Source organism: Streptomyces platensis, assembly GCF_008704855.1.
GTDB classification, from domain to species: domain Bacteria; phylum Actinomycetota; class Actinomycetes; order Streptomycetales; family Streptomycetaceae; genus Streptomyces; species Streptomyces platensis.
This window is the reverse complement of sequence record NZ_CP023691.1, coordinates 5,505,960-5,524,980: the sequence shown is the minus strand read 5'-3', so window position 1 is coordinate 5,524,980 and position 19,021 is coordinate 5,505,960. Positions and strand designations below refer to the sequence as shown.

18 protein-coding genes are annotated in these 19,021 nt (G+C 72.7%); 12 read left to right on the top strand and 6 right to left on the bottom strand.

Translation table 11 applies throughout. The annotated features are described in order from the left end of the window. Positions 1-54: 54 nt before the first annotated feature. Positions 55-1,239 (bottom strand): alpha/beta hydrolase, encoded by a 1,185-nt coding sequence (locus CP981_RS24585; RefSeq protein WP_085924730.1) that lies wholly within the window; start codon positions 1,237-1,239, stop codon positions 55-57. A 350-nt stretch (positions 1,240-1,589) separates the two neighbouring features. Here CP981_RS24585 and CP981_RS24580 point away from each other — a divergent pair, with 350 nt between their 5' ends. Continuing rightward, the gene (locus CP981_RS24580; RefSeq protein WP_371873981.1) at positions 1,590-2,225 is read left to right on the top strand and encodes a TetR/AcrR family transcriptional regulator; all 636 of its coding nucleotides are present in this window, start codon (positions 1,590-1,592) and stop codon (positions 2,223-2,225) included. Between the two features lie 57 nt (positions 2,226-2,282). Here the strand turns inward: CP981_RS24580 and CP981_RS24575 are convergent, their stop codons facing one another. Both CP981_RS24575 and CP981_RS24570 read right to left on the bottom strand, forming a co-directional pair. Continuing rightward, positions 2,283-3,269, bottom strand: coding sequence for a DeoR/GlpR family DNA-binding transcription regulator (locus CP981_RS24575; protein WP_085924732.1), 987 nt, complete (start codon positions 3,267-3,269; stop codon positions 2,283-2,285). Positions 3,270-3,557: 288 nt separating this feature from the next. Continuing rightward, positions 3,558-5,144, bottom strand: coding sequence for an NAD(P)H-quinone dehydrogenase (locus tag CP981_RS24570; RefSeq protein ID WP_280116786.1), 1,587 nt, complete (start codon positions 5,142-5,144; stop codon positions 3,558-3,560). Between CP981_RS24570 and CP981_RS24565 the strand changes: the two genes are divergently transcribed. From CP981_RS24565 to CP981_RS24555, 3 genes are all read left to right on the top strand, one after another. After that, positions 5,143-5,580 (top strand): gamma-glutamylcyclotransferase family protein, encoded by a 438-nt coding sequence (locus tag CP981_RS24565; RefSeq protein ID WP_085924734.1) that lies wholly within the window; start codon positions 5,143-5,145, stop codon positions 5,578-5,580. The two genes, CP981_RS24570 and CP981_RS24565, sit on opposite strands and share 2 nt — an antisense overlap. Positions 5,581-5,735: 155 nt before the next feature. Continuing rightward, the gene (locus tag CP981_RS24560) at positions 5,736-6,557 is read left to right on the top strand and encodes a purine-nucleoside phosphorylase (protein ID WP_042147790.1); all 822 of its coding nucleotides are present in this window, start codon (positions 5,736-5,738) and stop codon (positions 6,555-6,557) included. A 282-nt stretch (positions 6,558-6,839) separates the two neighbouring features. Continuing rightward, positions 6,840-8,516, top strand: coding sequence for a phospho-sugar mutase (locus CP981_RS24555; RefSeq protein ID WP_244329778.1), 1,677 nt, complete (start codon positions 6,840-6,842; stop codon positions 8,514-8,516). Positions 8,517-8,757: 241 nt separating this feature from the next. Here CP981_RS24555 and CP981_RS24550 read toward each other — a convergent pair whose 3' ends face one another. Next, complete coding sequence (locus CP981_RS24550; protein WP_085924736.1) at positions 8,758-9,381, bottom strand: PH domain-containing protein; 624 nt, start codon at positions 9,379-9,381, stop codon at positions 8,758-8,760. A gap of 214 nt (positions 9,382-9,595) precedes the next feature. Here CP981_RS24550 and deoC point away from each other — a divergent pair, with 214 nt between their 5' ends. The 4 genes from deoC (at position 9,596) to CP981_RS24530 (ending at position 13,315) form a co-directional block, all read left to right on the top strand. Further along, entirely contained in the window at positions 9,596-10,591 is a 996-nt protein-coding gene (deoC, locus tag CP981_RS24545) for a deoxyribose-phosphate aldolase (protein ID WP_181018537.1), read from the top strand. A 7-nt stretch (positions 10,592-10,598) separates the two neighbouring features. After that, the gene (locus CP981_RS24540) at positions 10,599-12,029 is read left to right on the top strand and encodes an aldehyde dehydrogenase family protein (RefSeq protein WP_085924737.1); all 1,431 of its coding nucleotides are present in this window, start codon (positions 10,599-10,601) and stop codon (positions 12,027-12,029) included. Next, positions 12,022-12,891 (top strand): aldehyde dehydrogenase family protein, encoded by an 870-nt coding sequence (locus CP981_RS24535; protein WP_208852976.1) that lies wholly within the window; start codon positions 12,022-12,024, stop codon positions 12,889-12,891. The genes CP981_RS24540 and CP981_RS24535 overlap by 8 nt, the downstream gene beginning before the upstream one ends. 106 nt (positions 12,892-12,997) lie before the next feature. After that, positions 12,998-13,315: a hypothetical protein gene (locus CP981_RS24530; RefSeq protein ID WP_085924738.1), complete on the top strand. Its 318-nt coding sequence runs from the start codon at positions 12,998-13,000 to the stop codon at positions 13,313-13,315. 121 nt (positions 13,316-13,436) lie between these two features. Here the strand turns inward: CP981_RS24530 and CP981_RS24525 are convergent, their stop codons facing one another. Next, positions 13,437-13,838 carry a hypothetical protein gene (locus CP981_RS24525; RefSeq protein WP_085924739.1) on the bottom strand — a complete coding sequence of 134 codons (402 nt, stop codon included), beginning with the start codon at positions 13,836-13,838 and terminating at the stop codon, positions 13,437-13,439. 157 nt (positions 13,839-13,995) lie between these two features. On the opposite strand from CP981_RS24525, the gene CP981_RS24520 reads away from it, so the two are divergent. Next, the gene (locus CP981_RS24520) at positions 13,996-14,655 is read left to right on the top strand and encodes a nucleoside/nucleotide kinase family protein (protein WP_085924740.1); all 660 of its coding nucleotides are present in this window, start codon (positions 13,996-13,998) and stop codon (positions 14,653-14,655) included. A gap of 246 nt (positions 14,656-14,901) precedes the next feature. Here CP981_RS24520 and CP981_RS24515 read toward each other — a convergent pair whose 3' ends face one another. After that, the gene (locus CP981_RS24515) at positions 14,902-15,699 is read right to left on the bottom strand and encodes a SigE family RNA polymerase sigma factor (protein WP_085924741.1); all 798 of its coding nucleotides are present in this window, start codon (positions 15,697-15,699) and stop codon (positions 14,902-14,904) included. Positions 15,700-15,924: 225 nt separating this feature from the next. Between CP981_RS24515 and afsQ1 the strand changes: the two genes are divergently transcribed. The 3 genes from afsQ1 to CP981_RS24500 are packed head-to-tail and all read left to right on the top strand — an operon-like array spanning position 15,925 to position 19,000. After that, complete coding sequence (gene afsQ1, locus CP981_RS24510) at positions 15,925-16,602, top strand: two-component system response regulator AfsQ1 (protein WP_026169550.1); 678 nt, start codon at positions 15,925-15,927, stop codon at positions 16,600-16,602. Further along, positions 16,599-18,377 carry a sensor histidine kinase gene (locus CP981_RS24505; protein WP_085924743.1) on the top strand — a complete coding sequence of 593 codons (1,779 nt, stop codon included), beginning with the start codon at positions 16,599-16,601 and terminating at the stop codon, positions 18,375-18,377. Before afsQ1 ends, CP981_RS24505 begins: the two co-directional genes overlap by 4 nt. Further along, the gene (locus CP981_RS24500; protein WP_167536147.1) at positions 18,374-19,000 is read left to right on the top strand and encodes a hypothetical protein; all 627 of its coding nucleotides are present in this window, start codon (positions 18,374-18,376) and stop codon (positions 18,998-19,000) included. Before CP981_RS24505 ends, CP981_RS24500 begins: the two co-directional genes overlap by 4 nt. Positions 19,001-19,021 lie beyond the last annotated feature (21 nt).

The window sequence follows — 19,021 nt, the reverse complement described above, 5'->3', positions numbered from 1 at the left end:
ACGAGGGGCTCCCGGCAACTGCCGCCGGGAGCCCCTCGGGTCCGTTCCGGAGCGCTACGAGTTCCCCACCACGTCCTCCGGGAACGTCAGCGACCGGTCCATCCAGCTCAGCGCCTCGGGCAGTTCGCGCCGCCAGGTGGCGAAGTTGTGGCTGCCGTGCGGGAGGACGACGGATGTCGCCGTCATCGGCGGCTTGACCGCGGCGAGGAACGCCTGGGCCGCCGGGTAGTTCTTCTCGCCGCTGCGGCTGGTGCCCACCAGAACGTCCACCCGGGGCACGGGCAGATGCCGCAGCCGCCACATCAGATCGTGCTCCTGGCGGCGCCGCACCCGGTCCCGCCCCTCGCCGAAGAGGTTGCCGGTCGTGGGGTCGTTGCTGACCTTGTAGTCGGGCGACAGGGCGGCCGCCGCGGAGTACGTACGGTCGTGCCGCATGGCGAGCTGGAGGGCGCAGCTGCCGCCCGAGGAGTAGCCCAGCAGGCCCCAGGCGCCGGGGTCGTGGCCGACGCGGTAGTGCGAGCGGAGCGCGTCCGGCACATCGCGCGCGAAGAACGTCTCGGCCTGCGGTCCGCCCGGCACATCGACGCACTGGGTGTCGCGGGGCGGGGCGATGGTGGGCCGCAGCATCACGATGACCGTCGGCTTCATCTGACCGGCCCGGATCAGCCGCCCGGCGGTCTGCGGCAGCCGCAGATGCTGGCCGAGCAGGAAGGTGCCGCCGGGGTAGCCGCTGAGCGCGACGACGACGGGGAACCGCTGACGGTCGTACTGCGGCTGGAAATACTGCGGCGGCAGATAGACATACGCCGGGTTCACCACCCGGGTCCGCTTCCCGACGATCCGTACGGTCTCGACCTTCCCCGCCTGCTCCGGCGCCCCCTTCGGCAGACCGTGCACCTTCTCCAGCCCCTCCGGCCCCGAGGGCTGCACCAAGCCCTTCGACGGGTCACCGACGGGCCCGGCCGCCCCCTGGTCGCCCCATTTGCCGACGGCGGCCGGGGCGTCGTCGTAGAGGCCGAGCAGCTCGTGCCACGAGCCGTAGAACTGGAAGTTGGCGTTCACCACGAGGCCGAGCGCCGCCACGATGGCCAGCTGGGTCGCGAAGATCGAGCCGAGCCGCCCCAGCAGCGCCCGCGGCCCGCGCCCGGCGAACCGCGGCCACAGCCAGAGCGTGAGGCCCACACAGACCACGGCGACCGCGGCCACGGCGTACAACAGCGATCGGCTGGTCAGTCCCATGACGTCTTCCCCAGATGTCCCGCGCCGCGCCCGCTTCCCCGGCGGCCCCGCACGGCGTCCTCCCCGGTCCTCCGGAAGACCCCGGAAGACCTCATTGCGCCTGGTTTGATGGCGCTTGCCGACCCGGCGTTGCGGGGCCGCAGAGGAGTTCGGCCGCGCGCCCACCGGGAGATGCCGGGACTTCATCCCCGGTCTGCCGTACGGCCACCGGACGGGGGCCGCGGAGACGTTCCGCCCATACGGAGGGGCGGTCCGGTAACCCTTGCCCACCGCACCGGGACAGCGGCCGACGACGCAATGGCATCCTGGACCCACCGGGCCGCACATGGCCGGGTCGAGGGAGGACGGCGATGGCGACCGAGACGGCAGGGCAGCCGCAGACGACGGGCCCGGCGGCGACCGCACCGGCGCGGACGCCTGAGGTACGCCCCATGCGGGCCGATGCCCGCCGCAATTACGAGCGGCTGCTGACCGAGGCCCGTACGGCCTTCACCGAGCACGGCACGGACACCTCACTGGAGGACATCGCCCGCCGCGCCGGCGTCGGCATCGGCACCCTCTACCGCCACTTCCCCAACCGGACCGCCCTGATGGGTGCGGTCTTCCAGGGCGAGGTGGACGCCCTGCTGACGCACGCCAGAGAACTGGCCGACGCGCCGCAGCCGTGCGCCGCGCTGGTCGAATGGCTGCGTGCGATCATCACCCACGCCACCACCTACCGCGGGCTGTCCCGCGCGCTGATGACGGCATCGGCCGACGACAGCTCGGGCATGGCCCGGTGCAGCGTGCCGATGCGGGAGGCCGGCGGTGCGCTGCTGACCCGGGCCCAGCAGGCCGGGGCCGTACGCCCGGATGTGAGCATCAGCGATCTGATGCAGCTGACCAACGGCATCGCGCTGGCCGTCGAGGAATCCCCGGACGACCCCAAGCTCGCCGACCGGCTGCTGACGCTCACACTGCGCGGGCTGAAGGGGGACCACCACTGAGCAGCGATCCCCGGCGCCGGGCCGGCGCGCCACGGTGACGCGCCCCCGACACTGCGCTCAGCGCCGCCGTGGTGCCAGATCGGCGACCCGGCCGCCGGAGGTCTCACCCAGCGACGGGGCCGAGCGGAGCTGTGGCCCCCCGGCCCCGCCGCCCGGCGCATGGCTGCGCCGCTGGCCCGGGAGCGGGACGTCCCGCCGGGGCCCTCTGCGGTCCCCCGGCGCACCGTCCCGCCCCGGCTGCCCCGGACCGTGGCCCACGCCCGAACCGTTGGCGACGGCGATCTGGACGCCCTGATCGGCCAGCGCCTGGAGTTCCGTGGCGGCGCGGTCGTCATGGCCCGGCGGCTCGTCCGTGACCAGCCGCGTGATCACATCCGTGGGCACGGTCTGGAACATGGTGTCGGAGCCGAGCTTGGTGTGGTCGGCGAGCACCACCACCTCCCCCGCCGCCTGCACCAGCGCCCGGTCGACGCTGGCGGAGAGCATGTTGGACGTGGACAGACCGCGCTCGGCGGTCAGTCCGCTGCCCGACAGGAAGGCGCGGGAGACCCGCAGGCCCTGGAGGGACTGCTCGGCACCGCTGCCGACCAGCGCGTAGTTGGAGCCGCGCAGGGTGCCGCCGGTCATCACGACCTCGACGCGGTTGGCATGGGCCAACGCCTGGGCGACCAGCAGGGAGTTGGTGACGACGGTCAGGCCGGGGACCCGCGCGAGCCGGCGGGCCAGCTCCTGCGTGGTCGTTCCCGCGCCGACGACGATGGCCTCGCCCTCTTCGACGAAGCCGGCCGCGAGATCGGCGATGGCCGTCTTCTCCGCGGTCGCTAGATGGGATTTCTGTGGGAATCCTGATTCGCGGGTAAAGCCTCCCGGCAGGACCGCACCGCCGTGCCGGCGGTCGAGCAGTCCTTCTGCCTCCAGCGCCCGCACGTCCCGCCGTACGGTTACTTCGGAGGTCTGGACGACGCGGGCGAGCTCCCGGAGCGATACGGCTCCATTGGCGCGCACCATTTCAAGGATCAATTGGCGACGTTCTGCAGCGAACACGAAACTGACAGTAACGCCAACGACCGTCTGTTTTCAGCAGGTTGCACCAATTAACGGAAGTTGTACGCACTGCGGAGCGTGACGTGGTATGCGGTATGCATATGTCGTGCGGATGTCGAACTACCGGGCGGGACGGGCCGCTTGGCCCCTGGTCAGTCGCCTTGCCGCGGCCCGCGGCGGCCGGGACCGGAGCGGTCCGGTCCCGGTCCGATGCAGGGACGTTTCATCCCCAGTACGCACGGTGGGCACAAACTTTTGAATCGGCCGCCGCCCGCCCGGCACCCCCGGTTACTCGCTGGCGGCCTTGCGCGAGTGCAGCTGGCGGGCGACCTCGGCGATCGATCCGGACAGCGACGGGTAGACCGTGAAGGCGTTGGCGATCTGCTCGACGGTCAGATTGTTGTCGACCGCGATCGAGATGGGATGGATCAGCTCACTGGCGCGCGGGGAGACGACCACACCGCCGACGACGATGCCGGTGCCGGGGCGGCAGAACAGCTTCACGAAGCCGTCGCGGATGCCCTGCATCTTGGCGCGCGGGTTGCGCAGCAGCGGGAGCTTGACGACCCGGGCGTCGATCCGGCCGCTGTCGACGTCGGCCTGGGAGTAACCGACAGTGGCGATCTCCGGGTCGGTGAAGACGTTGGCGGAGACCGTCTTGAGGTTCAGCGGGGTGACCGCGTCGCCGAGGAAGTGGTACATCGCGATCCGGCCCTGCATCGCGGCGACGGACGCCAGCGCGAAGACACCGGTGCAGTCACCGGCCGCGTACACGCCCTGGGCGCTGGTGCGGGAGACCTTGTCGGTCCAGATGTGGCCGGAGTCGGTGAGCTTGACGCCGGCCGCTTCCAGGCCGATGCCGTCGGTGTTGGGGATGGAGCCGACGGCCATCAGGCAGTGCGTACCGGAGATCATGCGGCCGTCGGCCAGGGTGACCTCGACGCGGTCGCCGACCCGTTTGGCGGACTGGGCACGGGAGCGCGACATGACGTTCATGCCGCGGCGGCGGAAGACGTCCTCCAGGACGGCGGCGGCGTCCGGGTCCTCGCCCGGCAGCACGCGGTCCCGGGAGGAGACGAGGGTGACGCGGGAGCCGAGCGCCTGGTAGGCACCGGCGAACTCGGCGCCGGTGACACCGGAGCCGACCACGATCAGCTCTTCGGGCAGCTCGTCGAGGTCGTAGACCTGCGTCCAGTTCAGGATCCGCTCGCCGTCGGGGAGCGCGTCCGGGATCTCGCGGGGGTGCGCGCCGGTGGCGATCAGCACCGCGTCCGCGATCAGGCCCTCCGAGGTGCCGTCGGCGGCGGTGACCGTCACCTTGCGGGAACCGTCCGGCGCCTGGCCCGGCTCCAGCCGGCCGCGGCCGCGCATGACCCGGCCGCCGGCGCGGGTCACGGACGCGGTGATGTCATGCGACTGGGCGAGTGCGAGGCGCTTGACCCGCCGGTTGACCTTGCCGAGGTCGACGCCGACGACCCGGGCGGGCCGGTCCACGTGCGGAGTGTCGTCCTCGACGATGATGCCGAGCTCCTCGTAGGAGGAGTCGAAGGTGGTCATCACCTCGGCCGTGGCGATCAGAGTCTTCGACGGCACGCAGTCGGTCAGCACCGACGCCCCGCCCAGACCGTCGCAGTCGACGACGGTCACCTCCGCGCCGAGAGAAGCCGCCACCAGGGCTGCTTCGTATCCGCCGGGTCCGCCACCGATGATCACGATCCGAGTCACGTACTCCATTGTCCCGCACGCCCGTACGTCACTCTCGCCCGGGGGCGTCCTCCGCCTCTGACGAGCACCGGAGCGCGCCGCACCGGGTCTCCCGTCCGGACCTCGGGTACCACGAGCCCGACGGGCAACCTCCCGTACCCTCGGAACCATGTCGCTCTACGCCGCGTACGCCGGCAACCTCGACGCGCGGCTGATGTCCCGCCGCGCACCGCACTCGCCGCTGCGCGGCACCGGCTGGCTCAGCGGCTGGCGGCTCACCTTCGGCGGCGAGCAGATGGGCTGGGAGGGCGCGCTGGCGACGGTCGTCGAATCCCCCGGCTCCCAGCTCTTCGTCGCGCTCTACGACATCGCGCCCATGGACGAGGAGTCCATGGACCGCTGGGAGGGCGTCGGCATGGACATCTACCGCCGGATGCGGGTGCGGGCGCACACCCTCGAAGGCGACGAGGCGGCATGGATCTATGTCCTCAACGGCTATGAGGGCGGTCTGCCGTCGGCCCGCTATCTGGGCGAGATCGCGGATGCCGCGGAGTCGGCGGGCGCGCCGCACGACTATGTGATGGAGCTGCGCAAGCGCCCCTGCTGACGGGCGGCGCCGCGCCGGCCGGGGCGGGCACGCCGCCGTACGGTGCCGCGACGCGCCCGGGAGCCTGCTTTTGGCAGATGCCACAACGATCCGATCCCAGCACCGTGAGCAGCGACATCTACGCGCGTAGGGCATTACCGGCTACCCTCGTCCGCGTGAACGCATCTGTTACTCCGGACATCGCGCGCGACCCCCAGGGTGCCGCCGCCGACGCCGCCGCCCGTCTGCGTGAGCTGACCGGCGCCGAGACCCATGACGTCGCCCTGGTGATGGGCTCCGGCTGGGCCCCGGCCGCCGAGGCCCTGGGCGCGCCCGAGCACGAATTCCCCGTCACCGAGCTGCCCGGCTTCCCGGCGCCGGCCGTCGCCGGACACGGCGGCAAGATCCGCTCGTACCAGGTCGGCGCGAAGCGGGCGCTGGTCTTCCTGGGCCGTACCCACTACTACGAAGGCCGCGGGGTCGCCGCGGTCGCGCACGGCGTCCGCACCGCCGCCGCGGCCGGCTGCAAGACCATCGTGCTCACCAACGGGTGCGGCGGTCTGCGCGAGGGCATGCGCCCCGGCCAGCCGGTCCTCATCAGCGACCACCTCAACCTGACCGCCACCTCCCCGATCGTCGGCGCGAACTTCGTCGACCTGACGGACCTGTACTCGCCGCGGCTGCGCGCGCTGTGCAAGGAGGTCGACCCGAGCCTGGAGGAGGGCGTCTACGCCCAGTTCCCCGGCCCGCACTACGAGACCCCGGCCGAGATCAAGATGATCCGGACCCTGGGCGCCGACCTGGTCGGGATGTCCACCGTCCTGGAGGCCATCGCGGCGCGCGAGGCCGGCGCCGAGGTGCTCGGGCTGTCGCTGGTGACGAACCTCGCCGCCGGCATGACGGGCGAGCCGCTCAACCACGAAGAGGTGCTGCAGGCCGGCCGCGACTCCGCGACCCGGATGGGCAGCCTGCTCGCCCAGGTGCTCGGCAAGCTCTGAGCCACCGCGGCGCCACGGCGCCGCACCGGACGACGACGGCTGACGGCCACGGCGGGTGCCCCACCCGCCGGGCCGCCCCGTCCGCACCGGGCCCGCCGCCTGCCCGCCGGTCCACCCCACCGCGCGGCGCGGCCCTCCCCCGCGCGCTGCCATCCAGCGGCATTGGCCGGTTTCGCGGCTCCCCGTACCCGCGTACCGGGTATGCGTGACGAGCCGAGAGGGCCCTGCCTCCTCAGCCGTCCTCAGCGCGCCCCCACCCGCATCCACCGTCAGGAGCATCACGTGGCTACCGATCCCGCGGAGCTGACCCACCGGGCCCAGGCATGGCTGGCCGAGGACCCCGACCCGGAGACCCGGGACGAGCTCGCCAAGCTCATCGCAGCCGAGGACACCGACGAGCTGACCGCCCGGTTCGCCGGCACCCTCCAGTTCGGCACCGCCGGGCTGCGCGGTGAACTGGGCGCGGGCCCGATGCGGATGAACCGCTCCGTGGTCATCCGGGCCGCGGCCGGCCTCGCCGCGTACCTCAAGGCGCAGGGCGACGGCTCGGGCCTGGTGGTCATCGGCTACGACGCCCGCCACAAGAGCGCCGACTTCGCCCGTGACACGGCGGCCGTGATGGTCGGCGCGGGCCTGCGCGCCGCGGTGCTGCCGCGCCCGCTGCCCACCCCGGTCCTGGCCTTCGCGATAAGGCACCTGGGTGCGGTGGCCGGGGTCGAGGTCACCGCCAGCCACAACCCGCCGCGCGACAACGGCTACAAGGTCTACCTGGGCGACGGCTCCCAGATCGTGCCGCCCGCGGACGGCGAGATCGCCGCCGAGATCGACGCGGTCCGGTCGCTCGCCGACGTCCCGCGCCCGGAGGCCGGCTGGGAAACCCTCGACGAGGCGGTCCTGGACGCCTATCTGGCGCGTACGGACGCGGTCCTGACGCCCGGCTCCCCCCGGGACACGAAGGTCGTCTACACGCCCATGCACGGCGTCGGCCGGGACACCCTCGTCGCCGCCTTCGCACGCGCCGGATTCCCGGCGCCGACGGTCGTCGCGGAACAGGCCGAGCCGGACCCGGACTTCCCGACGGTCGCCTTCCCCAACCCGGAGGAGCCGGGCGCGATGGACCTCGCGTTCGCCACCGCCCGGGACACCGCGGGCGTCGACATCGTGATCGCCAACGACCCCGACGCGGACCGCTGCGCCGTCGCCGTCCCCGCCCCCGGCACGCCGGACGGCTGGCGGATGCTGCGCGGCGACGAGGTCGGCGCGCTGCTCGCCGCCCACCTGGTGCGCAAGCGGGCGGCCGGCATCTTCGCGACGACCATCGTCTCCTCCCAGCTGATGTCCCGTATCGCGGCCGCCGCCTCGCTCCCGTACGAGGAGACGCTGACCGGCTTCAAGTGGCTGGCCCGGGTGGACGGTCTGCGGTACGCCTTCGAGGAGGCGCTCGGCTACTGCGTCGATCCGGCGGGCGTCCGCGACAAGGACGGCATCACCGCGGCCCTGCTGATCACCGAGCTGGCCGCGGAACTGAAGCAGTCCGGGCGCACCCTCGGCGACCTGCTCGACGACCTCGCGCGGGAACACGGGCTGCACGCCACCGACCAGCTCTCGGTCCGTGTCGAGGACCTGTCGCTGATCGCCGACGCCATGCGCAGGCTGCGCGAGCAGCCGCCGACCGCGCTGGCGGGCCTGACCGTGACCCGCGCCGACGACCTGGCCCGGGGCACGGAGACGCTGCCGCCGACCGACGGGCTGCGCTACTACCTGTCCGGTTCGCCGGCGGCCGGGATCGAGGCCGCCCGCGTGGTGGTCCGCCCCAGCGGCACCGAGCCCAAGCTCAAGTGCTACCTGGAGGTCGTGGTCCCGGTGTCCGCACCCCAGGCCCTGCCCGAGGCCCGCACGAAGGCCGCCACGGCGCTGGAGTCGATCAAGCGGGACCTGGCGGAGGCGGCGGGGATCTGAGGGGGCGGGGGCAGCCTCCGGACCGCCCTTCCCCCGTACCCGCCACCCACAGCGGGCTTGGCCCCGTCCCGTACCCGCCACCCCCAGCGGGCTTGAACCACCCCTCCCGTACCCGCCCACCCCCCCCGAAGGGGGGTGGGCGGCGGGGAAACAACCCTGGGGCGCGCCCCTAGGCCCGAGGCAGCTCACCCCTGGGCCCAGAGCAGTCACAGCCTCACCACTACGGCCAGGCCCGAGGCAACTACACCGCCACCATCACCGCCAGCCCCACCGCGCCCACCACCAGCGGCGCGAGGACCGCGTACGACCAGCGCACCGCCGGTTCTCCCTGAGCGCTCTCGCGGTGGGTGGCGCGCTCCTTGATCTCGCGCAGCTCGTCGAGGGTCTGGTCGGCCATGGCGCGCGGCACCGGGCCGGCGTCGGCGTCGAGCCCGAACCGGGGGCGGGGCGCGGAGCCCCGGGCCGCCTGGCGGCTGACCTTCTTGCGCTGCCGCAGCGAGACCGGGATGGCCCATAGCTGGTATTTGCCCCCGCTGGTGAACACCTCGGCGGAGAACGCCGCCCGCAGGTCCTCCACCGCGCCCCACGGCAGCGTGACCGTACGGAACGGGTTACGCACCGTCAGCCGGTCCTCGCCCGCCCTGACCAGCGGCCGCAGGGTGAAGGCGACCACCAGCGGCACCCCGAGGAGCAGCGCGAACAGCGCCGTCAGCTTGGTGCGCACGTCGCCCCGCAGCAGGGCGTCGCCGCCGAGCCAGAGTCCGAGCAGGAGGAGCAGCGCGCCGCCGACGAGGGCCGCGGGCGAGCGGTAGCTGCGCTCCGCGTACTGCTGTGGGGGCGGGGAGGTCCGGTCCTGGCTCGTCATGGGGCCGATTCTGCCCGACCGTCCGGATGCCGGACATTGCGTTACGGCATCATTCGGGGGCGGGGTGCGGCCGCGTCCGGGCCCCGGTGGGGGCCTCCTCCGGCGCCCGCCACCGGGCACGTTGCCGGAATCGGCGCGGCCCGCCCGGCCGGATTTCGGACGGCTGAGGGGGATGACATGGTGCTACGCGCGTAGATATGCTCCCCTCGTGACCATGCCCATCACTGTTCCCGCATACGGCAAGGAAGCCGCGGGGCGTCTGGCGTCAATGGCGGACGTGACCGCCGACGACGGTGCGCTGCGCCGCTTCCTCCACGGCCTCCCCGGCGTCGACGCGGTCGGCCTCGAGGCCCGCGCCGCCACCCTCGGCACCCGCTCGATCAAGACGACGGCGAAGGCGTACGCCATCGATCTCGCCATCTCCATGATCGACCTGACGACCCTCGAAGGCGCGGACACCCCGGGCAAGGTCCGGGCGCTGTGCGCCAAGGGCGTCCACCCCGACCCCACCGACCGCACCAGCCCCAAGGTCGCGGCGATCTGCGTCTACCCGGACATGGTCGCGACGGCCAAGGAGGCGCTCGGCGACTCCGGCATCCATGTCGCGTCCGTCGCCACCGCCTTCCCCGCGGGCCGCGCCGCGCTGCCGGTCAAGCTGGCGGACACCCGGGACGCGGTCGCGGCCGGCGCCGACGAGATCGACATGGTGATCGACCGGGGCGCCTTCCTCTCCGGCCGCTACATGGACGTCTTCGAGGAGATCAAGGCCGTCAAGGAGGCGTGTGCCCGCCCCGACGGAAGCGCCGCGCACCTCAAGGTCATCTTCGAGACCGGTGAGCTCCAGACGTACGACAACGTGCGCCGGGTCTCCTGGCTGGCGATGCTCGCAGGCGCCGACTTCATCAAGACCTCGACCGGCAAGGTCGCCGTCAACGCCACCCCGCCGGTCACCCTCCTGATGCTGGAGGCGGTCCGGGACTTCCACGCCACGACCGGCGTGCAGGTCGGGGTGAAGCCGGCCGGCGGCATCCGGACGACCAAGGACGCGATCAAGTACCTGGTCATGGTCAACGAGACGCTCGGCGAGCCCTGGCTGACCGCCGACTGGTTCCGCTTCGGCGCCTCCAGCCTCCTGAACGACCTGCTGATGCAGCGCCAGAAGCTCAGCACCGGCCGCTACTCCGGCCCCGACTACGTCACGGTGGACTGAGGCTCCCATGACCTTCGATTACGCACCCGCACCCGAGTCCCGCTCCGTCGTCGACATCGCGCCGTCCTACGGCCTGTTCATCGACGGCGAGTTCGCCCCGGCCTCCGACGGCAAGGTCTTCAAGACCGTCTCCCCGTCGTCCGAGGAGGTCCTCTCCGAGGTCGCCCAGGCCACCGGCGACGACGTCGACCGCGCCGTGACGGCCGCCCGTAAGGCCTTCGAGAAGTGGTCCGCGCTGCCCGGCGCCGAGCGCGCCAAGTACCTCTTCCGGATCGCCCGGATCATCCAGGAGCGCTCGCGCGAGCTGGCCGTGCTGGAGTCGCTGGACAACGGCAAGCCGATCCGGGAGTCCCGGGACGCCGATCTGCCGCTGGTCGCCGCGCACTTCTTCTACTACGCGGGCTGGGCCGACAAGCTCGACCACGCCGGCTACGGCGCGAACCCCCGCCCGCTGGGCGTCGCCGGCCAGGTCATCCCGTGGAACTTCCCGCTGCTCATGCTCGCGTGGAAGATCGCCCCGGCGCTGGCGACCGGCAACACGGTCGTCCTCAAGCCCGCCGAGACGACCCCGCTGTCCGCGCTGTTCTTCGCGGACATCTGCCGCCAGGCGGGCCTGCCCAAGGGTGTCGTCAACATCCTGACGGGAGACGGTTCCACGGGCGCCGCGCTGGTCGCGCACCCGGACGTCAACAAGGTCGCCTTCACCGGCTCCACCGACGTCGGCAAGGCCATCGCCCGTACGGTCGCCGGCACCGACAAGAAGGTGACCCTGGAGCTGGGCGGCAAGGCGGCGAACATCGTCTTCGACGACGCGCCGCTGGACCAGGCCGTCGAGGGCATCGTCAACGGCATCTTCTTCAACCAGGGCCACGTCTGCTGCGCGGGCTCCCGTCTGCTGGTCCAGGAGTCCGTCCAGGACGAGCTGCTGGACGCTCTCAAGCGCCGGATGCAGACCCTGCGCGTCGGCGACCCGCTCGACAAGAACACCGACATCGGCGCCATCAACTCCGCCGAGCAGCTGGCCCGGATCACCGCGCTGGCCGACGCGGGCGAGGCCGAGGGCGCCGAGCGCTGGTCGCCGTCCTGCGAACTCCCCTCCGCCGGCTACTGGTTCGCCCCGACGCTGTTCACCGGCGTCACCCAGGCGCACCGCATCGCCCGCGAGGAGATCTTCGGCCCGGTGCTGTCCGTGCTGACCTTCCGCACCCCGGCCGAGGCCGTGGAGAAGGCCAACAACACCCCCTACGGGCTCTCGGCCGGCATCTGGACGGAGAAGGGCTCGCGGATGCTGTGGATGGCGAACAAGCTCCGCGCGGGCGTCATCTGGTCCAACACGTTCAACAAGTTCGACCCGGCGTCGCCCTTCGGCGGCTACCAGGAGTCGGGCTACGGCCGCGAGGGCGGCCGGCACGGTCTGGAGGCGTACCTCAATGTCTGAGCTGACTGGCCGACTCTCCGTCTTCAAGACCTACAAGCTGTACGTCGGGGGCAAGTTCCCCCGGTCCGAGAGCGGGCGGGTGTACGAGGTGACCGACTCCAAGGGCACATGGCTCGCCAACGCGCCCCTGGCCTCCCGTAAGGACGCCCGGGACGCGGTGGTCGCCGCCCGTAAGGCGTTCGGCGGCTGGTCCGGCGCCACGGCCTACAACCGCGGCCAGATCCTCTACCGCATCGCCGAGATGCTGGAGGGCCGCCGCGACCAGTTCACCGCCGAGGTCGCCGCGGCCGAGGGGCTGTCGAAGGCGAAGGCCACGGCGCAGGTGGACGCGGCGATCGACCGCTGGGTCTGGTACGCGGGCTGGTCCGACAAGGTCGCCCAGATCGCCGGCGGCACCAACCCGGTGGCCGGCCCGTACTTCAACGTCTCCGCCCCCGAGCCGACCGGTGTGGTCGCGGTCCTGGCCCCGCAGGAGTCGTCGTTCCTCGGCCTGGTCTCGGTGATCGCCCCGGCGATCGTCACCGGCAACACGGTGGTTGTGGCGGCCGCCGAGAACGCCCCGCTGCCCGCTCTCTCCCTGGCCGAGGTGCTCGCCACCTCCGACCTCCCGGGCGGCGTGGTCAACATCCTCTCCGGCCGCACCGCGGAGCTGTCCGCCCCGCTCGCCGCCCACCAGGACGTCAACGCCCTCGACCTCGCGGGCGCGGACGGCGAGCTGGCGAAGGACCTGGAGACGGCCGCGGCCGACAACCTCAAGCGCGTCCTGCGCCCGGCCCCGGTCAACTGGACCGCCGACCCCGGCACCGGCCGCCTGCTGGCCTTCCTGGAGACGAAGACGGTCTGGCACCCCATGGGGGTTTAGGGCTGCTGCGGCGCCCGGACGGCGTCCGCGGAACGACAGTGCGGGGCCTCGCCTATGTGGCGGGGCCCCGCACTGTTGTGGTGTACCGGACAGGGAAGATGAGGGCGTGAAACCTGATCACGTCACGCCCTGCCGCCAGTTCCTCCACCCCGGTGAGGTGTTGTGGGAGGCGAGGGAGTACACCGAGTACCCGGACCTGCCACTTGTGCCCGCCCCTCTGCGGGCGCCCCGGAAGCGGTCGGCGCGCAAGAAGGGGATCTTGGGGGCGCTGGGCGAGGTGCTCGACCGGGCGTCGCGGCCGCCCAGCGGTACGGGCGAGAGCCGGCCCGGCGGCCGGCTGCTCGACAACCGGCTGGTCAACAGTCGGGGGACGCGGGCGGTCGGCACGGTCGCGGAGAACCTCAACGAGGCCCAGGGGCACTGATCCCGGGCCTGCCGCGGCCCGCCCGACGGCCGGGGCGGCTGCGGCGGGCGCGAGCGGTCCGGGCAGGGGGAGCCGCCGGGGCGGCGCCCGCCGCGCCGGACCGCGGCCCGGCCCCGGCCGTTCACCCCGGCAGCACCCTCGTCACCGTCCCCACCAGCGGCAGGTCCTTGAGCGCGGCGCCGTTCGAGAGAGCGCCGGTCAGCAGCGTGGTGCCCACCGGCTTGAAGTCGGCGATCTGGGTGCTCACCGCATTGGCGAGCGGGTCGACGGAGGTGTTGGCCAGCGGGTCCAGCTTCAGGTTCTTGACCGGGCCGAGGCCGCCGGCCGCGGAGTGCAGCAGTGCGCCGGTCAGTCCCGAGGCCGCGGCGCCGGTGTCGGTGGCGAGGTCCGACGCGGCGGGCGCCGCGTTCGCCGTCGCCGCACCGCCCGCCGCGAGCGCCGCACCGGCGGCGGAAATCACCAGTCCCGCCCGCAGCAGAGCGCGCGGAACACGACTGGGCTTGGGACGCGCGTGGGAGGGCATGTGCCACCTGCCTGTGGATCGAAGGGGTTCGAAGTGCTGTGCGAGACAGCACATCTGGGTAATCAATTGACTGCGTAGCGTAGTTGAGGGGCGGGAGTCGATCCACCTCGCGCGCCAGGGGTACCCCACACGGCGCAATACGCGACAATGGGTGCCCGTGAGCTCCCACACCGCCACCCGGCCGCCCGCCGCCCGGCCCCCTGCCGCCCGGGTCGTCCTGCTGACCGGCCCCTCGGGTTCCGGCAAGACGTCCCTGGCCGCCCGCAGCGGCCTCCCCGTCCTCAACCTCGACGACTTCTACAAGGAGGGGACGGACCCGACACTGCCGCAACTGCCCGACGGCGGCGGCGCCGACTGGGACGCGCCGCTGTCCTGGGACGCCGGCGCCGCGCTCGCGGCGATCGACGCACTGTGCCGTACGGGGCGTGCCGACGTTCCGGTGTACGACATCGCGACCAGCGCCCGGGTCGGCGCGTCGGGGCTCGACCTCGGCGGCGCCCCGCTGTTCATCGCGGAGGGCATCTTCGCGGCCGAGGCCATCGCGGACTGCCGGGCCGCGGGGCTGCTGGCCGACGCGCTGTGTCTGCGCGGCCGCCCCACCACCACCTTCCGCCGGCGGCTGGCGCGGGATCTGCGCGAGGGCCGCAAGTCCGCCCCGTATCTCGTCCGTCGCGGCCTGCGGCTGCTGCGCGCCGAGCGGTCGGTCGTCGCCCGGCACACGGCCCTGGGCGCGCACCCCTGCGCCAAGCCGGAGGCGCTGGCCCGTATATCGGCCGCGGGCGCGCCAAACGCGGTCGGCGCGGCCGTCCCTTCCTGACGGGACCGGGGCAGGGCGAGGCGGGGCAGCGACGGCACCCGCACAGCACGACGAGCAGACACGAAGAAGCGGGTTCGGACAGACCCCCCGGCCGTCCGAACCCGCCTTTCCTTCCCCCTGCTCCCCCTTGCTTCCCCGTATCCCCCGATACGCCCGGCCTCCGTGGATCACTCCGCTTCGGCCGGCTCCCCCGTATCCCCGTTTCCCCCTCGGGCGTTCCCCCTGCCCCCGGGCTTCCCCCCGTCCTCAGGCCACCAGCTCGCCGAAGGACTCCTCCTCGTCACGGCCGAAGCTGAGGACCTCGTCCTCACGCAGCCGGCGCAGGGCGCGCCAGATGCTCGACTTCACCGTGCCGACACTGATGTTGAGAATGTCCGCGATCTCCGGGTCCGTGCGGCCCTCGTAGTAGCGCAGCACCAGCATCGTGCGCTGCGTCTCGGGCAGCCGGACCAGCGCCTGCCACAGCACGGCGCGCAATTCGGTGCCGCGCATCGCGTCCGCGTCGGCCGCCGTCTCCGGCAGCTCCTCGGTCGGGTACTCGTTGAGCTTGCGCCGGCGCCAGGCGCTGATGTGCAGATTGGTCATGGTGCGGCGCAGATAGCCGCCGAGCGCCGCCTTGTCACTGATCCGGTCCCACGCCCGGAAGGTCGAGAACAGCGCGCTCTGGAGCAGGTCCTCGGCCTCGAAGCGGTCGCCGGTCAGGTGGTAGGCGGTGGCGTACAGGGAGGCGCGGCGCTCCTGGACGTAGGCGGTGAAGGCCGCTTCGGCCTCGGCCGCCTCCGACGCGGAACGCCGTTCCCCCGTGGCCTCCCCGTACTCCGCTCCCCCGGTGTTTCCCCCGTTGTCTCCCCTGTGGGCGGCCTTGCCCCCGTGCCCCGGGTCGATTTCCACCGTCATCGCGTCGATGGCCACCATGAAGGGCGGCCGCTGACGCCCGGTGCTGCGGGTGCAGCCCCGTACGGCACCGGACTTCTCGCCGGACCGGACGACATCGTGGAGTCGCGTGATAACTGCGCTGGAAGTGCTGCCGTGCAGTGTGTTCATCTCGCGCCCCCCGTCGTAGAGCCAGCTCGTTCGGTGTGTTCCGGGTTGTTGATCTCTCCCGGTGCCCAAAAGACTGCCAAGCCAGTTTCATCGCGTTGTCCGTCGACTGTCACAGGCCTGTCACAGGCCTCTGGGCGGCGCGTCGCGGAGGCCTCACGCGCTGGGCCTTGTGTACGAGAGCGCCATGTGTCGATGTCCCGGCGTCCCATGGGCCAGAATGGCCGGGTGCCTTTCCTGTTGCTGATCGAGGACGACGACGCCATCCGCACGGCCCTCGAACTCTCGCTGTCGCGCCAGGGTCACCGTGTGGTGACCGCGGCGACGGGCGAGGACGGCCTGAAGCTGCTGCGTGAGCAGCGCCCGGACCTGATCGTGCTGGATGTGATGCTGCCGGGCATCGACGGCTTCGAGGTGTGCCGGCGGATCAGGCGTACGGACCAGCTGCCCATCATCCTGCTCACCGCGCGTAACGACGATATCGACGTCGTGGTGGGGCTGGAGTCCGGCGCCGACGACTATGTCGTCAAACCGGTCCAGGGGCGGGTGCTGGACGCCCGGATCCGGGCCGTGCTGCGCCGCGGCGAGCGGGAGTCCAGTGATTCGGCGACGTTCGGCTCGCTGGTGATCGACCGGTCGGCGATGACGGTCACCAAGAACGGCGAGGATCTGCAACTGACACCGACCGAACTGCGGTTGCTGCTGGAGCTGAGCCGCCGCCCCGGTCAGGCACTGTCCCGCCAGCAGCTGCTGCGGCTGGTGTGGGAGCACGACTACCTGGGCGACTCGCGCCTGGTGGACGCGTGTGTGCAGCGGCTGCGGGCGAAGGTGGAGGACGTACCGTCCTCGCCGACCCTGATCCGTACGGTCCGTGGCGTCGGCTACCGGCTGGATTCGCCGCAGTGAGGGAACGTTCCGCGGGCGATACGACGGACGACAGCGCGGACGCCGGAGCCGGGAACGCGTCCGGGCCCGCGGCGGGACAGCGGGTACTGCGGGGGCTGCGCCGGGCGTCGGGGCTGCTGCGCTGGACCAGTCTGCGGCTGCGGCTGGTCGTGGTCTTCGGGCTGGTGGCGCTGACCGCGGCGGTCTCGGCGTCGGGCATCGCGTACTGGCTCAACCGCAACACCGTTCTGGAGCGCACCCAGAACGCCGTCCTCAACGACTTCCGCAAGTCGCTGGAGGACAGCACACGGTCGCTGCCGCTGCGGCCGCGGTGTGCCGAACTCCAGGACGCGGCACGGCAGATGGCGGCCGGGCCACAGGACTACGCGGTGCTGCTGATCGGGGCCGACCGCGAGGGCAAGGCCTGCGCGGCCACCACGAACAAGAACCTGCTGACACTCGACAGCGTGCCCCTGTCGCTGCGTACCGCGGTCGACGAGGTGCGCCCGGTCGACGAGTCCAACCGCTACGCGCACCATCTGTACTGGCAGCGCAAGGAAGTCGGGGACGCCCCCTACCTCGTCGCCGGGGCGAAGGTGATCGGCGGCGGGCCCACCGGCTACATGATCAAGTCGCTGGCCGCCGAGCGGCAGGACCTCAACTCGCTGGCCTGGTCGCTGGGGATCGCGACCGCGCTCGCGCTGGTCGGCTCGGCGCTGCTGGCGCAGGCCGCGGCGACGACCGTGCTGCGGCCCGTACAGCGGCTGGGGCATGCCGCGCGGCAGCTGGGCGAGGGGCGGCTGGACACCCGGCTGCGGGTGACCGGCACGGACGAACTGGCCGATCTGTCCCGGACGTTCAACCGTACGGCGGAGCGTCTGGAGCACCGGGTCGAGGAGCTGAGCGGGCGCGAGGCGGCGTCCCGGCGGTTCGTCGCCGATATGTCGCACGAGCTGCGGACGCCGCTGACCGCGATCACCGCGGTCTCCGAGGTGCTGGAGGAGGAGGCGGACTCCCTCGACCCGATGATCGCTCCCGCCGTGCAGCTGGTGGTCAGCGAGACCCGGCGGCTGAACGATCTCGTGGAGAACCTGATGGAGGTCACCCGCTTCGACGCGGGGACGGCCCGGCTGGTGCTGGACGACGTCGATGTCGCGGACCAGGTGACCGCCTGTGTCGACGCCCGGGCCTGGCTGGACGCCGTCGAGCTGGACGCGGACCGCGGCATCGTGGCCCGTCTGGACCCGCGGCGGCTCGATGTGATCCTGGCGAATCTGATCGGCAACGCCCTCAAGCACGGCGGCTCGCCGGTGCGGGTCTCGGTGCACACCGAGGAGGTGCCGGGTGACGGTGCGGGTGGCCGGGCGGGCAGCACGGCGGTCACCGGCGGTCCGGCCGCGCCCCATGCGTCCGGCGGCCCGGAAGCCGGTGCGGAGCAGGAGGGTCCGGAGCGGTCCGGGCAGGAGCCGGACGCGGGACCCGGGGGCGGCGAGCTGGTGATCCGCGTACGGGATCACGGCCCCGGCATCCCGGAGGAAGTCCTTCCGCATGTCTTCGACCGCTTCTACAAGGCGAGCGCCTCCCGGCCGCGGTCGGAAGGCAGCGGTCTGGGCCTGTCGATCGCGCTGGAGAACGCACATATCCACGGCGGGGAGATCACCGCGGCCAACCTCCCCGAGGGCGGCGCGGTCTTCACCCTGCGGCTGCCGATGGACGCCACACCGCTGACGGACGGCGACCGCAGGGACCGCGGCACGGCCCGCGCGGCCGACGAGGGCACGGAGGACGGGCGATGACGCCGATCAGGCGGACGGGGCGGCGCGCCGCCGCCGTGGCGGCGCTCACGCTCGCCGCCGCGGGCTGCGGCATCCGGGGCACGTCGGTGCCGGTCGACGCGGGTGGCGCGCCCTCGCGGGTGAGCTGCAAGGCCCCGGCCGGCGAGCCGGCGCCGAACCCGCCCGGCGGGTCCCAGGCCACCGTCTATCTGGTGTGCGGTTCGGCGCTGGCCCAGGTGGAGCGGGCGGTGTCGCTGCCCAAGGGCTCGGCGGACACCGATCCGCGGCTGCCGGCCGCCCGTGCACTGCTGAAGGAGCTCCAGCGGCGACCGTCGGCCGACGAGGACCAGGCCGGCTTCAGCACCGCGCTCCCCCAGGACCTGAAGGTCACGGCGCCGCGCGCGGGCGATGCCGCGGACACCCTGCGGCTGAGCATCCGGCCGGAGGATCTGCCGTCGTTCGCACTGGCGCAGCTGGTGTGCACCTACGGCGCGAGCCCGGCGCTGGGCAAGCAGCACGCGGCCGTGCTCGGCGGACCGGGCGACGCCACCGCGCACCGCTACGACTGCTCGGCGGATGTGCTGGCCCATCCCGACATAGCGGAGAACGCCGGGTGGGGCGACCCGTTGGCGGACGAGGACTGACCCGGCGGACCAAGGCGGGCG